The organism is Actimicrobium sp. CCC2.4 (assembly GCF_034347385.1).
GTDB lineage: Bacteria > Pseudomonadota > Gammaproteobacteria > Burkholderiales > Burkholderiaceae_D > Actimicrobium.
Genome location: NZ_CP133777.1, coordinates 735,678 through 751,696, shown reverse-complemented (window position 1 = coordinate 751,696; position 16,019 = coordinate 735,678). Strand labels below are relative to the sequence as shown.

The following is a 16,019-nucleotide window of genomic DNA, read 5'->3' as shown; positions in this document are numbered from 1 at the left end:
TTACCCTTTAGACAGCGCCTTGAGCGCCAGCTTGATGCCATCGGACACACCGCTACCGGCCGGCACCTGCTTCATCGCCAGCAGTGCTTCCTTGTCGGAATAGCCGAGCGCCAGCAGCGCGTTGAGGATATCGCCGCTGCCATCGGGCAGCGCCACGCCACCGACGATACCGAGGTCAGCACCGAGCTTGCCCTTGAGTTCGAGCAGCAGGCGCTCGGCGGTTTTCTTGCCGACACCGGGCACCTTGGTCAGGCGACCGGTCTCTTGCAACGTGATCGCCTGCGCCAGTTCGGACACCGACATGCCGGACAAAATCGCCAGCGCCATGCGCGGACCGACGCCGGCAATCTTGATCAGCTGGCGAAAAACATTGCGCTCTTCGGCCGTGCCGAAACCGAACAGCAGGTGCGCATCCTCGCGCACGATCTGCTGGGTTAGCAGGACGATTTTTTCGCCCAGTGCCGGCAGGTTGTAAAAGGTGCTCATCGAGACACCGACTTCATAGCCGACGCCGTGGCAATCGACCAGCAATTGCGGCGGGTTCTTTTCGAGGAGCGTTCCGGAGAGGCGACCGATCATGGGTATTGGGGAGGTAATTAAGGGTAGGGGAATGATACAGGTGCGAGGCTCATGATTCACGCAAGACGGTTAAACCAGCCGCCCCTTGCGCACCCGCAATCCCTTCTTCGCCAGCCCCGGAGCCAGCCCGCCCAGAATCGCCAGCACATCACTGTTATGCGCATGACAGATCGCCACCCCGAGCGCGTCGGCCGCATCCGCGGTCGGCTTGCCCGACAACATCAGCAGTCGCTGGACCATGTCCTGCACCTGCTCCTTTTGCGCTTTGCCCTGCCCGACTACCGCTTGCTTGACTTGCAACGCGGTGTATTCGGCCACCGGCAGGTCGGCGCTGACCAGCGCGCAGATCGCCGCGCCGCGGGCCTGGCCGAGCAATAGCGTGGATTGGGGATTGACGTTGACGAAGACTTTTTCGATCGCCGAACAATCCGGGCGATAGGTAGCAACCACTTCAGTGACGCCGGCCAGGATGGTTTTCAGCCGGGCCGGTAAATCGATATCTAGCGTCTTGATGGTGCCGGAGGCGATGTAGGTCAATTTGTGACCGTGCTTTTCGATGACACCGAAACCGGTGATGCGCAGTCCGGGATCAATGCCAAGGATTCTCACGACCGCAGTTCGTGCAGCCGGTTCAATGACGGAAATGACGCACGCCGGTCAGCAGCATCACGACGCCCTGCTCGTCGGCAGCGTCGATGACTTCCTGATCGCGCATCGAACCACCCGGTTGGATCACCGAAGTGGCACCGGCGGCAACAACGACATCGAGGCCATCGCGAAACGGGAAGAAAGCATCCGACGCGACCGCCGAACCAACCAGCGACAAGCCGGCATGTTGCGCCTTGATCGAAGCGATGCGGGCCGAATCGACCCGGCTCATCTGGCCGGCACCGACGCCGAGCGTCATGCCGTTGGCGCAGAACACGATCGCGTTCGACTTGACGAACTTGGCCACGCGCCACGCGAACATCAAATCCTGCAATTGTTGCGGCGTCGGTTGCTGCTTGCTGACGATGCGGATTTCGGCCAGCTCCAGATTGCGGACATCCGGCGACTGCACCAGCAAGCCACCGCCAACGCGTTTGAAGTCGTGCGCATTGCTGCCCACACCAAACGGGATTTCGAGCAAGCGCACATTCTGCTTGGCCGAAAAAATCTGCCGGGCCTGATCGCTGAACGATGGCGCGATGACGACTTCAACGAATTGCTTGGCAACCGCTTCGGCGGCATTGCCATCGACCGGATAATTGAAGGCGATGATGCCGCCGAAAGCCGAAGTCGGGTCGGTCTGCAAGGCCTTGCTATAGGCTTCGAGCGGGCTGCCGCCGGTACCGACGCCGCACGGATTGGCATGCTTGATGATGACGCAGGCGGTCTCGGTGAAGGTCTTCACGCATTCCCAGGCGGCATCTGCATCGGCGATATTGTTGTACGACAGTTCCTTGCCTTGCAGCTGGGTGTAATTAGCCAGCGCGCCCTCGACCGGACGGGTGTCGCGATAGAACGCGGCGGCCTGATGCGGGTTTTCGCCATAGCGCATCTCTTGCACTTTTTCGAAGTGCAGGTTCAGCGTGGACGGGAATGCGCTGCGGGTGGCGTGGACTTTGTCAGCGCCGAGCGACGTGAAATAGTTGGTGATCGAGCCATCGTATTGCGCGGTGTGGGCAAAGACTTTCTTGGCCAGCGCGAACTTGGTTTCGTAGCTCACTTCGCCGTCACCGGACTGCAGTTCGGCAAGTACCTGCGCATAGTCATGCGACTCGCAGATCACGACGACATCCTTGTGGTTCTTGGCCGCCGAGCGCAGCATCGCCGGTCCGCCGATGTCGATGTTCTCGATCGCGTCTTCGAGCGTGCACTCGAGCTTGGCGACGGTTTGCTGGAACGGGTACAGGTTGACCACCACCATGTCGATGACCGGAATATCGTGCTCGGCGAGCGCTGCACGGTGCTCGGGAAAGTCGCGCCGCGCCAGAATGCCGCCGTGTACCTTCGGATGCAAGGTCTTGACCCGGCCATCCAGCATTTCCGGGAAGCCGGTGTAATCGGCCACTTCAGTGACTTTCAGGCCATTCTCGGCCAGCAATTTGGCGGTACCGCCGGTCGACAGCAGGTTCACGCCCATCGCAGACAACGCGCGCGCGAATTCGAGGATGCCGGTCTTGTCGGAAACGGAAATCAGGGCTTGTTTGATCATGATGAGAGATAGTGGAAAATGAAGAAATTCGGTGAAGGGCATCGGCGGGCTAATGCGGCGCGCCGGCGTTACTAAATCAAGATTACCTGCAGTAGCCTGAACTACAGCAGGCTGTGCAGTTGCAGTTTCTTGCGCAGGGTATTGCGGTTAATTCCCAGCATTTCGGCGGCCAGCGACTGATTGCCGGCAGCACGTGCCATCACCACTTCGAGGATCGGTTTTTCAACGGTCACGACAACCATATCGTAGACGTTAGTCGGGTGCTGTTCGCCCAGGTCCCGGAAATATTTTTCCAAGCTTTTTTTGACGACTTCCTGGATGCTTTCTTTGCTCATACTGTGCAGTAGGTTGACTGGTTGGTGCGCTTGTTGCAGCGCATTTTTGTTCTTGGTTCGGGTGCCGTCAAGCGGCCATCTTTTGCAACAAGGGAACGTATTGTAACCGCTCGCCGTAGCGAATTTGCGATTCAAAAAAATCGTTTACAGCAGCAAGTTGCTGCTCACAGTCTTCCAGAAGGTTCATGCGCTGGCGAAAATCTTCGCCGCCGGCCAGGTCCCGGACATACCAGCCGATATGCTTGCGCGCAGTGCGTACACCGAGATAATCACCATAAAACGCATAGTGCGCGCGCAGGTGCTCGTCCATCAGTAGCGCGACTTCGCTGACCAGCGGCGCGTCCAGATGGGTGCCGGTTTTGAGAAAATGTACGACTTCACGAAAAATCCACGGCCTGCCCTGCGCCGCCCGACCGATCATGATCGCGTCGGCACCGGTGACGGCGAGCACGTGACGGGCTTTTTCGGGCGTGGTGATATCGCCGTTGGCCACCACCGGAATAGTGACGGCGGCCTTGACCGCGGCAATCGTTTCGTATTCGGCTGCGCCGTTGTAGCCGTCAGCACGGGTGCGGCCGTGCAGTGTCAGCATCGCGATGCCGGCCGATTGTGCCAGCCGTGCAATGTTCAATGCATTCTTGTGTTGCCGATCCCAGCCGGTGCGGAACTTGAGCGTCACCGGCACGTCGACCGCGGCTACCACTGCATCAAGAATCCGGCCGACCAGTCGCTCATCCTGCAGCAAGGCCGAACCACACCAGCTGTTGCAGACTTTCTTGACCGGACAACCCATGTTGATATCGATGACCTGCGCGCCACGCTCGACGTTGAAGCGCGCACAATCGGCCAGCATGGCCGGATCGGCACCGGCGATCTGGACCGCGCGCGGCGCCATTTCGCCGTCATGGTTGATGCGACGAGAGGTTTTTTCGGTTTGCCAGAGGCGCGGATTGGAAGCGGCCATCTCGGACACCGCATAGCCGGCACCAAGCTGCTTGCAGAGTTGCCGGAAAGGGCGATCGGTCACGCCTGCCATCGGGGCGACGAACACATTGTTGGCTAGTTGATAGGGACCGAGTTTCACGCAGGCAGACAGAAGAGGGGAATCCACCATTTTATCCGGTTCGCGCCGGACGAACGGGGATTCTGTGCCTTTGGCGAGAGGGATGTCCGGGGTGCCTGCCGCGCGGCACGGCTTGCGGTACCATCTTCGCCATGCGCATTATTCTCATCACCGGCATCTCAGGATCCGGCAAATCCGTCGGCCTTAACGCTCTCGAAGACGCGGGCTACTTCTGTGTCGACAACCTGCCGCCTACGCTGTTGCGTGCGCTGGTCGCGACACGCATGCAAGACCACGGAGAAACCCTGGCCGTAGCGATGGACGCACGCAGTGCCGATTCGCTTGCCGGCCTGCCGGCAGATATCCGCCGCCTGAAAGACGAAGGGCATGACGTCAAGGTTCTGTTCCTGAGTGCCAAAACCGAATCACTGATTGCGCGCTTTTCCGAAACCCGCCGCAGCCACCCGCTGTCGCACCGGCTGCGGGCCGACCAATCTCCCGATGATCGTCCGACGCTGACCGAATGCATCCTGCGCGAGCGCGAAATGCTGGTCACGATCGAAGGCATCGGCCATGTCATCGATACCTCCGGCGTGTCCGCCAACAAGCTGCGCAGCTGGATCAAGGAACTGGTCGAAACCGATCGTACGCCGCTGACGCTACTGTTCGAATCCTTTGCCTTCAAATTTGGTGTGCCACTCGATGCCGACCTGGTGTTCGATGTACGCGTGCTGCCCAACCCGCACTACGACGCCGCGCTGCGTGCGCTCAACGGGCGCGATCAGCCGGTCATCGATTTCCTTGATGCGCTGCCGGAAGCTGCCGAACTGATGACCGACATCCGGCACTTCGTCGAAAAGTGGCTGCCCTCGTTTAAGGCGGATAACCGCAGCTACCTGACTGTCGCCATCGGCTGCACGGGGGGCAACATCGCTCCGTCTATATTGTTGAACATCTTGCCGCGTATTTCCGCGCCAATGAACGGGTGGTGCTGCGCCACCGCGAAATGGACTGACATGACCTCGATCGATACCAGCCACACCGAATGGCTGCCGCTGTTCCCATTGCAAACCGTGCTGTTCCCGGACGGCATTCTGCCGCTGCGCATTTTTGAAACCCGTTACATCGATATGGTGCGCGAATGCATGCGTCTGGACAGGCCCTTTGGCGTCGTGGCGATCCGCGAGGGCAACGAAACCGGACAAGTGGCGCAACCGGAGCCAGTCGGCTGCTCGGCGGCCATTTTCAACTGGGATATGGAGGTTGGCGGCTTGCTGATGATTAGCACGCGCGGCGGCCTGCGTTTTCGGGTCCGCGAAACCCGCGTGCTGGCTGACCAGAGGCTTGAAGCCCGTGTCGACTATCTGGACGCCGATCCTGTCGTGGAGTTACTACCCGAACAGATCGACTGTGGCGAAGCGCTGAAAGCGATTACCGATGATTTCGATCAGCGCGTCGGTCGCAACAATGCGCAAGACTATCCATTCGCGTTGCCCTTGCGTCTCGACGAGGCAGGCTGGGTAGCCAATCGCTGGAGCGAAATCCTGCCTTTGGCCTTGAAAACCCAGCAGCAATTGCTGGAACTGAATGATCCGGCAATGCGGCTGACGCTGATTCAGGCTTGCCTTAAGCAGCAACAAATACTGCAGGGATAAATTGGCAGGTAACGGGCGTTGCCAAAGAGGAGCAAGATGATGTCGCCGTACTCGTACTGCGCAGTGGCAAGACCAGAATGTACCGGTGAACATTCGTCCGGATAAGCTGCAAACTCGCTGCTCAACCATCACGCCGACGATGCCATCCCTCCCTCGCACGCTCTCCGGACCGGCCACCCGGTCGACCCGGATCACACCGATCTCCCAGACCAGCATTGCCTCGCTGTTATATCTGCTGACTATTTTCGTATTTTTCGAGCAAGGACTGGTCAGCCCCCTTGCGTTTCTGGCTGGCGCCGGGCTCATGACCGGCTTTCTGGTGCTGTTCTATATCCTGTTCCGGTTCCGGGTCAACACGCGCTTTCGGGAACCCAGCCTGACCTCCGCGCAAATCACCGCCTCGGTGATCACGATGCTGACTGTGTCTTACCTGGACCGCAATGCGCAAATCGTGCTGGGGCCGTTCATGTTGGTGGCGTTTTCGTACGGCACTTTCCGGCTTGGCCCGGCAAGGCTGGCGGTACTGGCGATCGGCAGCATGAGTGCTTATCTGGCAATGATTCTGACGCGTAATTTTCCGGCCGGATACAACGATGCATTGCGCATGGACCTGCTGCAATGGCTGATCGTGACGCTGACCTTGCCGCTGATGGTGAGCGTTGGCACCCAAGTCCGCAAACTGCGCGCCGCGCTGCAGGCAACCCGCCGGCAATTACAGCAATTTGAAGAAAAAGCCATCCGCGACGAATTGACCGGCTTGTACAACCGTCGCCACTTGCAGGCCGAATTGGTTGCTGCCATCGCCCGTGCCGATCAGCAAGGTATTCCGTTTTGCCTGTGCCTGATCGATGTGGACCATTTCAAGGATATCAACGACCGGCACGGCCATCTTGTCGGCGACGTCATCCTGCGCGAGTTCGCCCATGTCGCCCGCGACAGTATCCGCGACAGCGATGTAATCGGCCGCTACGGCGGTGACGAGTTCATGCAGATCCTGCCGGATACCGACCTGAAGGGCGCAGTGATGCACGCCGAGCGTTTACGCGTTTACGCGCACTTCCTGGATTTACAGGGCGTACTGCCGCCGCATGCAATCTCGCTGTCCATCGGCGTCGCCCAGTACCGTCCCGCCGAGACCGTCACAGCACTAATCGAACGCGCCGATACGGCCTTGTACCGCGCCAAAGAACGTGGCCGTAACAGGGTTGAATGGATCGATGACTGCTGACAACCTAGTCAGCTTCTGCCGAATCATTGGCAAAGTCTTACAAAGCATCGGAAAGCAGGGAAATGCGTCGAAACACTTCCTTTTTTACTGACTATTTCGATCGATTTGTCAGATTAAACATGATGATATCCGGCTAAACTCCGGTGAGCGCAATGAAGCGTTCGTACGCAGCGCAAAAAACCCTCTTGTAATGGGGTATTGATCACCAACCTGGAAATTCCATATGCAAACAATCGCCCCCCTCTGGCTGTGGGCCACTTTCGGCGGCATCGTGCTGATGTCGCTGTTCGTTGACTTTGTCGTCCTCAAGAAGCAAGGCTCGCACGACATTGGCGTCAAAGAAGCATTGAATTGGTCGCTGGTCTGGATTGCGCTCAGCTTTTTATTCAACGGTCTGTTCTGGTGGGCGGTCAAAGATGCGACAGGATCGGTTGACATCGCGAACGCCCGATCGCTGGAATTTCTGACTGGCTACCTGATCGAAAAGTCGCTGGCGGTGGACAACATCTTTGTCTTCCTGATGATTTTCACCTACTTTGCCGTACCCACTCATTTCCAGAAACGGGTGCTGATGATAGGTATCCTTGGTGCCATCGTGTTGCGCACCATCATGATTCTGGTGGGAGGCTGGTTGCTGGCGGAGTTCCACTGGATTTTGTATGTGTTCGGTGCATTCCTGATCCTCACGGGGGTGAAAATGTGGTGGGCCGCTGGCAAAGAGCCTGACCTGAACGACAATCCCGCATTGAAACTACTGCGCAAGCTGTTACCCGTAAGTAAAAACTACGATGGTGAGCGCTTCTGGACGGTGGAAAACGGCAAGAAAATTGCCACACCGCTGTTCATGGTGATCTGCCTGATTGCACTTACCGATGTCATCTTTGCGGTAGATTCCATTCCCGCCATTTTCGCCATCACCAGTGACCCGTTTATTGTGCTGACCAGCAATGTATTTGCCATATTGGGTTTGCGCGCCATGTACTTCCTGCTGGCCGCTGTTGCCAACAAGTTTCATTTATTGAACTATGGCCTGGCGGTGATTCTGGTGTTCATTGGTACCAAGATGTGCCTGATCGATGTGGTCAAAATTCCGGTGGTATTTTCTCTGGGCGTAGTGGTGGGCATTCTGGCCTTGACGATGCTGTTGAGTGTGCGCATCGCTCCGAAGCCTCCGAAAGAGTAAGCCTCCCCCAGCGCCAGGAAAGTCGTCGCCACAGCCGGGAGATCGATTTTCGGAATTGTCCTGATTGCGCCGTCGCGGCGTTTATCAGGCATGTGCCGGCTGCCGTGATATTTGCCGGATTGCCGGCTGCCAAGCAAACCACGATCAAGTGCTAGGCTGCTCGTTCCGGTGCGAACAGGTCTTCTGTGCGTAACAATTCAAGCAACAGCTTCTTGACCGGTGCCGGCAGCGGTGCGTCGGCCAGTCGCTCGACTGGATACCAGACATGGCTATCCTGACCGGCCCGGTCAAGCCGGCGTGACAGGCGTACTTCATACGGCGATATCTGCAGCTTGAAATGGGTAAAAACATGCGAAAACGGCGTCAGTCGTGCACACGATGCCGGTACGCCAAACGGTGCCAGTGCCTGCGTCAGCAATTGCCCGAAAGTTGCACCGTCGGCTTCGTCGTCAAGGTCGGCCGGTGCCAGCGCCTCAAGTTCCGGCAGCGACAGCAAGCCGCCCCAGATACCGCTATCCGGACGCTGCTCGAGCAGTACCTGCCCCTGATCGATGACGACCAGCATCGACGTCTGGCGTTGCGGCACGGCTTTTTTGGGCTTGCGAACCGGCAGCAGATGCACCCGATCGGTCGCCAGCGCGACGCAACGTGCCGCCAGCGGACAGCGCGCGCAATCAGGCCGGCTGCGCGTGCACAGCGTGGCACCCAGATCCATCAAGCCCTGCGTGTAACGTTCGATACCCACTTGCGGCAACAGATCGACCGCGCGCCGCCATAACTGGTCTTCGACCGGCTTGCTGCCCGGGTAGCCATCGACACCAAAGACGCGGGTGAAAACCCGTTTCACGTTGCCGTCGAGAATAGCGGCCCGCGTGCCATAGGCAAATGCCGAAATCGCCGCCGCCGTAGAGCGTCCAATGCCAGGCAAATCGGCCAGCAACCCGGGATCGGCAGGAAACAGACCACCGTGTTCGGCCACGACCCGCTTGGCACACTGATGCAAATTGCGCGCCCTGGTGTAGTAGCCGAGTCCGCTCCAGTGCGACATCACTTGCTCCGATGTCGCTCCGGCCAGCGCAGCGACATCCGGAAAACTGAGTAGGAATTTTTGATAATACGGAATGACCGCCGTGACCTGAGTCTGCTGCAACATGATCTCGGAAAGCCATATGCGATAGGCATCACGGGTGTTTTGCCATGGCAGCGCATGGCGGCCATGAGATTGCTGCCAATCAATGACGGCGCGGGAAAAATCGGGATCGGCGTAGGTGCCGGCGGCAAGGGTATTGCTGGTCGATGGCTGCATTCAGTGCGCCATTTCCAGCGCGGACAGCTCGGCCCGGACGGCCGCTCTGAGGGTGTTTTCGAGTGCAAGCAGACGCTGGTAATCGGTCGACAATTCAGCTTCCATCTGCTCGAACGCCGTCACTTTTTCTTCCAGACTATCGGTCGCAAGATGGATGCGCTCGATAGCCTGGCGCCGGCGCTTCAGTTGTGCCTTGTGTTCACGTATCTGCCCTTCGAGCGGGGCCATGATGACTTTCAGCCAGGCTTCTACATCATGGTTGGCTTGCAAAAAACTTTGCTTGACGCGCGAGGCAATTGAATCAAAAAACTTTTGCATCAGCACCCCGGTGCGGGTGGTCATGATGGCGGCAGCGCCAAACTGGCGCTGGTAAATCGCTTCGGTCATGCGGATTTCTTTCACGTATTTGTCGAGCGAAAACGGCATCGGAGTCGATAGTGCCAGTCCGTGCTCGGTGGAGAATTTACGGTACATCACCGTCATCATCGCGGCGATTTCATCGGTCTTCAACGACGACAGGGTCAGATTGTTCTGGACCTGCTCGAAAAAGCGCCGTACCGCTTCGCGAAAGCCGGAAGAAAAAATACTGCCCTCCATCGCCTGCCGCGTCAGCCGGATGTCCTGCTTCAGGATATCCATGCCAAGGCTGGTGAAGACTTCGTTCGACAGGCGCGTAAAGACGGCCCGGGTGCCCTGCAGCTTGATGAGGCTGTTATCGAATTCGCGCTTCTCGATATCGATGCGCTTCATCATGTGATCGATAATGTTCTGGTTCTTGCCGCGCAGGCTTTTCAGTTCGAGCAATTGCTCGACGACATTGCGGGTACGCGTGAGCAACTGGGTTCGCTTGGCCGTCGCCAGCTCGTCGATGTTGCCATCCAGCTGACTACGGATAATGTGCTGGCGCGCCGGAATCAACTGCTGTGATAACGCGTTCTCGAGCAATGGCATGCGGCTACGGGACAGCAATGCGAGATCATGGTTGATCTTGCCCACCAGGCCCTTTTGCGCCGAGACCGGGAATATCTGATTTTCCTGCAAGCCCAGCAAGTGGGCTGCGCTGCTGACCTGCTGGCTGATCTGTTGCTCAACTTCATCGGCAGAGCGCAATTCATCCCACATGCTGTCGATCTTGTTGAGTACCACCATGCGGCCTGCGCCGGCACCAATGTGGTCGCGCCAGATCGTGATATCGCTCTTGGTCACGCCGGTGTCGGCGGCCAGAATGAACAGCACTGCATGGGCGTTTGGAATCAGGTTCAGCGTGAGCTCGGGTTCGGTCCCGATGGCATTGAGCCCCGGCGTGTCGATGATCACCAGACCCTGCTGCAACAACGGGTGGGGGAAGTTGACGATCGCATGGCGCCAGCGTGACACCTCGACCAGGCCATCGGCATCGACGGACAGCGCGCTATCCGGATCATCTTCGTCATACAAGCCATAGCTGCGCGCCTGCGCGACCGTCACGCGCTTGGTCAGACTGACTTGCCGGAACGCTTCCTGCATGCCATCGCCGGACGACAGATTCAACGGAAGCACCGTCCAGACCTGGCATTCCGATTTCAGGTCGGTAGTCGACAGGCCCTGGGCACGCGTTTCGATGGGCAGCAGCCGGATCGACGGCGGAAAGGTTTCGTCGTAGAGCAGCTCGGTCGGACACATCGTGGTGCGGCCGGCCGACGACGGCAGGATGCGCTGGCCGTAGCCGGCAAAAAAGATCGCATTGATCAGCTCGGATTTGCCGCGCGAGAACTCGGCGACGAAGGCAATGGTCAGCTTGTCGGTCGACAACCGCACTGCCATCTGTTCGATGCGCTGCTCGCTGGCGGGATCCATCAATTGCGCCGCCTCGACATGCTTACGGTAGGCGGCCAGCGCGGCCAGGACGTCATCGCGCCAGCCACCGTACTGTTCGAATTTCCGGACCAGATTACTCACGCTGTCTCCTCAAGGGGCTTCATCACACTCACGGACAGGGACTGGGACTGAAAAAATCGTCACTGGCTGACTACTACTTCTGGCAATGCACACAATAAAAGGTTGAGCGCTGGCCCTGTTTGATCTGGCGCACAGCCATCCCGCATACGCGGCACGGATCGCCCGTTCGATCATAGACGAAGTAGCTTTGCTGGAAATAGCCCGACTGTCCATTTGCGCCAACAAAATCGCGCAAAGTACTACCGCCTTGCGCGATGGCTGCCGACAGCGTGTCCTGGATCTCGCTAGCCAACCGTTCGTAGCGCGCCAGCGCGATGCGGCCGGCAGGAGTCTTCGGATTGATGCGCGCCCGGAACAAACTCTCGGACGCATAGATGTTGCCGACACCAACCACGACATCACCCGCCAGCAGGACTTGCTTGATGGCGGCGCTGCGACCACGCGTTTGATGAAACAGCGTTTGTGCCAGCAGTGTTGCTCCCAGAGGCTCAATGCCCAGTCCGCGCAACAGCACATGATGTTCCAGCGGTCCGTCCTGTTGCGCGTGCCACAGCACTGCACCGAAGCGGCGGGGGTCGGTCAGACGCATCAACTGCTCACCGACCACCAGGTCGAAATGATCGTGCTTTTCCGGTGGGGTCGACAATGGCAGGATGCGCAGGTGCCCCGACATGCCCAGGTGAATCAGCAAGGTGCCATGATCGAAACCGATCAGCAGGTATTTGCCGCGCCGTCCGGTCGAACGCACCGGGCGCCCGACCAGCGTCATTGCAAGATCATCCGGAAACGGCCAACGCAATCCGCTTCGTCGCAGCACGACATCAGCAACGGTTCGACCATCGAGGTGGGGGGCTATTCCCATGCGGGTTACTTCGACTTCCGGTAATTCGGGCATGACAGACGCACACTCCAGGTGGCAGGACAAAGACGGATACAAGTCGGGCGCCACTCGCCGGTCTGCGGTGACACGCGAAAGCAACAGGTTGCGCGTAAAATGGAAAATCGTTTGAACAGTCAGGATCAACCCTTGAAAACCGCCCTCGCCATTGTAACCCTGTCGACTTTGTTATCGGCTTGCGCCGGCTTGCCAGGCCCCATCAGCTCGGCCAATGCGGCGACAATCGGGACGCCTGCAACGAGCGCGATTGCGAATGTGCCCGAGGAACCATCTATCAGCACTGAAAAATATGCCGGCGATGGATTGCCTGTCGTCGAACTGACTGAAGAACTGATGTTCAAGCTGCTCTCTGCTGAAATCGCCTTCCAGCGCGGTGACTGGCAACCGGCGTACATCAACATGATTTCGGTGGCACAACAAACCCGCGATCCCCGCGCAGCAAGGCGCGCAGCAGAAATAGCCATCGCTGCCAAGCAGCCGGAAGAAGCGATGGTCGCGGTACGGTTCTGGCGCGCTCTGGCACCAAAATCCGATGAAGCGACTCAGTACTATGTCGGTATGATCCTGCTCGGCGACGACCTGAGCGAATTCCGGGAAGTGTTCGAGCTGCGCTTGCGCGATGTACGGCCGGTAAGCCGCCCCCTTCTGATCCTGCAAGTCCAGCGCCTGCTGCTGCGCGCCAAGGACAAGAAGGAAGCCTTCGAGGTCATGGAAAATCTGGTCGCGCCCTATCCGGATCTGGCAGAAACCCATATCGCGCTGGCCCAGGCCGCGTTCAACAACAATGATCCGGTGCGGGCCCGCAGTGAGGCCATGCTGGCGCTGAAAGCCAAACCGGATTCGGAAATCGCCGCGCTAACGCTGGCGCAAGTCATCCCTGACAAAAAAGAAGCCGCGCAGTCGCTGCAAACGTATTTATCCTCGCATCCCGATAGCCGTGAAATCCGCATTGCTTACGGCCGATTGCTAATCGAACAGACTCTGTACGACCAGGCACGCAAGGAATTCGAAACCCTGCTCAAGGGCCAACCGGAAGACCTGACCACGCTATTTGCACTCGGCATCCTCGGCACCCAGACGACCGACCTGAAAAGCGCCGAGCAATACCTCACTACCTACCTGAACGTGCTGGCCGCACATCCTGAAGAAAATCGGGATCCGGCGCAGGCTTTGCTGGTGCTCTCGCAGATCGCCGAAGAACGCAAGGACATCGATGCTGCGCTTGCTTACCTGGCGCGTATCGAGGCTGGTGACGCGTATTTCGGTGCGCAGATCAAGCGTGCCCAGCTCATGGGACAACGCGGCGAACTGACCAGTGCGCGTCAACTGCTTGCGGAGACTTCCGGCACCAGCGAGCGCGAACAAATACTGGTCATCCAGACCGATGCGCAGGTCCTGCGTGATTCGGACTTGCAACAGCAGGCCTATCTGGTCCTTGAAACCGGTGCACTGCGCTTCCCCGAAAACATCGATGTGCTGTACGACTATGCGATGGCTGCAGAAAAACTGAACCGGGTCGACAGGATGGAAGCCGCTCTGCGCAAGGTCATCAAGCTGGCACCGACCAACCAGCACGCCTACAACGCGCTGGGCTACTCGCTGGCAGAGCGCAACGTGCGATTGCCTGAAGCATTCAAGCTGATCGAACAAGCCCTGACACTGGCACCGGACGACCCGTTCATCATGGACAGCATGGGCTGGGTCCAGTACCGGATGGGCAAGCTGCCGGAAGCGGAAACCTTGCTCAGGCGTGCCTACGCGCTGCGCCAGGACGCCGAGATCGCGGTACATCTCGGAGAAGTGTTGTGGGTGCGCGGTGAGAAAATAGATGCCCAGCGATTCTGGCGCGATGCCCGCAGCAAGGATCCGAAGAACGACTCGCTGAAAAACACACTCACGCGCCTGCAGGTCAAACTTTGATTAAGGCATTGGCTCGCGCTGGCGTCTTGATCTCCGTATTGCTAGCCGGCTGCGCGAACATGGCAACACTGCCAACGGCGTCCATGTCGTCCGTCCAGGCGGTGACAGCCATTGACCTCGGCGGACGCCTGTCGGTCCGCTATCAACGCGATGGCAACGAGGAAGCCCTGCACGGCAGCTTCAGCTGGTCGCAACGTGCCGACCGGACGCTGGTGACGCTGATGTCGCCGCTCGGACAGACCATCGCCACCATCGCCATCACGCCCACCGAAGCGATCCTCACGCAATCGGGCCAACCCGCGCGCAGCGCTGCCGATCCGGACGCGCTGGCGGCCGATGCACTTGGCTGGCCCTTGCCGGTAGCCGGCTTGCGCGACTGGCTGCAAGGTCACGCGAAAGATGCCAACGGCCGCAGCGTGAACGCTTCGCCAGCCAACAGCAATCCCATCCTGACTGGCGATGGCTGGACGCTGCAATATGCCAGCTGGGAGGCAAGCGAGGTCGCCAAACCTGCCCGTCCCAAACGCATTGATCTCTCACGCAGCACCAGCGCCGCCGGCAATGTGACGATCAGGATCATCATCGACAGCTGGCAGCCGGTCTGATGCTGCTCAAGCTACGCACACTGCGCGATTGCCCTGCCCCCGCCAAGCTCAATCTATTCCTGCATGTAACGGGCCGTCGCGCCGATGGCTATCACCTGCTACAAAGTGCTTTTCAGTTGATCGATCGGAGTGATTTGCTGCACTTTGACGTGCGCGATGATGGCGTAATCAGGCGTACGACAGAAATGGTGGGCATTCCACACGACAGCGACCTGATCGTGCGCGCAGCACGCCTGCTGCAACAGGCCACCGGCAGCCGCTATGGTGCCGATATCGCCATCGAAAAGCGGCTGCCGATGGGCGGCGGACTGGGTGGCGGGTCCTCCGATGCAGCCACCACAATGATGGCGCTGAACCATCTGTGGCAAACCGGCATGACACGGACAGCAATGCAGCAACTCGGCCTGCAGCTAGGTGCCGATGTGCCATTTTTTCTGTTTGGCAGCAACGCGTTTGCCGAAGGCATCGGCGAACAGCTGATCACTCTGGATACTCCCGAATGCTGGTTCCTGGTCCTCGAACCCGGGGTCTCCATACCGACGCCGGTAATATTTGCGTCTTCGGAATTGACAAGAAATTCTAAACCCGTCAGAATGCTGGACTTTTCCGGAGCTCTGATTGGCTTCGGACGAAATGATCTTCAAGCAGTGGCGACGGCATTATTCCCGCCGGTTGCCGAGGCCATTAAATGGCTGGGCGGATCGGAAGTAGCGAGAATGACCGGTTCAGGTGCCTGTGTATTTCGTGCTTTCACGACGAAAGCCGAAGCGACAGCGGTACTTGAAAAACTGCCGAAACGCTGGTCAGCATGGATAGCCAAATCGCTAAACCAGCATCCGCTAGCGCAATTGCAGTAATCAGGACAAAAGATTTTTTTGACGTTGCATCAAACGCGGTTCGCCGCGACAATGCAGCGGCATTAGCAAAGTTGCGTAGGGGAATCGCCAAGCCGGTTAAGGCACTGGATTTTGATTCCAGCATTCGAAGGTTCGAATCCTTCTTCCCCTGCCATTGATTTAGTCGAGTAAGCATTACCAAGCAAAAATGCAAGCCGCCAACGCATGACTGAAACGTCGGGCCAGGGCGGTTTTTTAATTTTAACGACCGCTCTC

Annotated in this window: 14 protein-coding genes, 1 tRNA gene and 1 pseudogene; 8 read left to right on the top strand and 8 right to left on the bottom strand. The window is 58.5% G+C overall.

The features are described 5' to 3' along the window. From ruvA to dusB, 5 genes are all read right to left on the bottom strand, one after another. On the bottom strand, positions 1-579 hold the full coding sequence (gene ruvA, locus RHM62_RS03585; protein WP_322124202.1) for a Holliday junction branch migration protein RuvA: 579 nt from the start codon (positions 577-579) through the stop codon (positions 1-3). Between the two features lie 69 nt (positions 580-648). Further along, positions 649-1,188, bottom strand: coding sequence for a crossover junction endodeoxyribonuclease RuvC (gene ruvC / locus RHM62_RS03580; RefSeq protein WP_322124201.1), 540 nt, complete (start codon positions 1,186-1,188; stop codon positions 649-651). Between the two features lie 22 nt (positions 1,189-1,210). Further along, a complete protein-coding gene (gene purH, locus RHM62_RS03575) occupies positions 1,211-2,776 on the bottom strand; it encodes a bifunctional phosphoribosylaminoimidazolecarboxamide formyltransferase/IMP cyclohydrolase (RefSeq protein WP_322124200.1) in 1,566 nt (521 codons plus the stop codon). A gap of 101 nt (positions 2,777-2,877) precedes the next feature. Further along, positions 2,878-3,111, bottom strand: coding sequence for a helix-turn-helix domain-containing protein (locus RHM62_RS03570; RefSeq protein WP_009665109.1), 234 nt, complete (start codon positions 3,109-3,111; stop codon positions 2,878-2,880). 67 nt (positions 3,112-3,178) lie between these two features. Continuing rightward, on the bottom strand, positions 3,179-4,225 hold the full coding sequence (gene dusB, locus RHM62_RS03565; RefSeq protein ID WP_416172285.1) for a tRNA dihydrouridine synthase DusB: 1,047 nt from the start codon (positions 4,223-4,225) through the stop codon (positions 3,179-3,181). 101 nt (positions 4,226-4,326) lie between these two features. Between dusB and rapZ the strand changes: the two are divergent. The 4 genes and pseudogenes from rapZ (at position 4,327) to RHM62_RS03545 (ending at position 8,240) form a co-directional block, all read left to right on the top strand. After that, positions 4,327-5,189, top strand: a pseudogene (gene rapZ, locus RHM62_RS03560) (RNase adapter RapZ). Beyond that, complete coding sequence (locus RHM62_RS03555) at positions 5,152-5,829, top strand: LON peptidase substrate-binding domain-containing protein (RefSeq protein WP_322125307.1); 678 nt, start codon at positions 5,152-5,154, stop codon at positions 5,827-5,829. Before rapZ ends, RHM62_RS03555 begins: the two are co-directional and overlap by 38 nt. A 139-nt stretch (positions 5,830-5,968) precedes the next feature. After that, complete coding sequence (locus RHM62_RS03550; RefSeq protein WP_322124199.1) at positions 5,969-7,057, top strand: GGDEF domain-containing protein; 1,089 nt, start codon at positions 5,969-5,971, stop codon at positions 7,055-7,057. 223 nt (positions 7,058-7,280) lie between these two features. Beyond that, positions 7,281-8,240, top strand: a complete 960-nt coding sequence (locus RHM62_RS03545; RefSeq protein WP_322124198.1) for a TerC family protein — start codon at positions 7,281-7,283, stop codon at positions 8,238-8,240. A gap of 151 nt (positions 8,241-8,391) precedes the next feature. Here RHM62_RS03545 and mutY read toward each other — a convergent pair whose 3' ends face one another. The 3 genes from mutY to mutM all read right to left on the bottom strand — a co-directional run bounded on the left by mutY (position 8,392) and on the right by mutM (position 12,379). Further along, positions 8,392-9,546, bottom strand: a complete 1,155-nt coding sequence (gene mutY, locus RHM62_RS03540) for an A/G-specific adenine glycosylase (protein WP_322124197.1) — start codon at positions 9,544-9,546, stop codon at positions 8,392-8,394. Beyond that, entirely contained in the window at positions 9,547-11,484 is a 1,938-nt protein-coding gene (locus tag RHM62_RS03535; protein WP_322124196.1) for a dynamin family protein, read from the bottom strand. 73 nt (positions 11,485-11,557) lie between these two features. After that, positions 11,558-12,379 (bottom strand): bifunctional DNA-formamidopyrimidine glycosylase/DNA-(apurinic or apyrimidinic site) lyase, encoded by an 822-nt coding sequence (gene mutM / locus RHM62_RS03530; protein ID WP_322124195.1) that lies wholly within the window; start codon positions 12,377-12,379, stop codon positions 11,558-11,560. 132 nt (positions 12,380-12,511) lie between these two features. On the opposite strand from mutM, the gene RHM62_RS03525 reads away from it, so the two are divergent. The 4 genes from RHM62_RS03525 to RHM62_RS03510 all read left to right on the top strand — a co-directional run bounded on the left by RHM62_RS03525 (position 12,512) and on the right by RHM62_RS03510 (position 15,918). Beyond that, entirely contained in the window at positions 12,512-14,302 is a 1,791-nt protein-coding gene (locus tag RHM62_RS03525; RefSeq protein WP_322124194.1) for a tetratricopeptide repeat protein, read from the top strand. A gap of 59 nt (positions 14,303-14,361) precedes the next feature. Then, on the top strand, positions 14,362-14,907 hold the full coding sequence (gene lolB, locus RHM62_RS03520) for a lipoprotein insertase outer membrane protein LolB (RefSeq protein ID WP_322124193.1): 546 nt from the start codon (positions 14,362-14,364) through the stop codon (positions 14,905-14,907). Then, a complete protein-coding gene (gene ispE / locus RHM62_RS03515; RefSeq protein ID WP_322124192.1) occupies positions 14,907-15,764 on the top strand; it encodes a 4-(cytidine 5'-diphospho)-2-C-methyl-D-erythritol kinase in 858 nt (285 codons plus the stop codon). The genes lolB and ispE overlap by 1 nt, the downstream gene beginning before the upstream one ends. Before the next feature lie 77 nt (positions 15,765-15,841). Beyond that, positions 15,842-15,918: transfer RNA gene (locus RHM62_RS03510), tRNA-Gln, on the top strand. Positions 15,919-16,019: the final 101 nt, after the last annotated feature.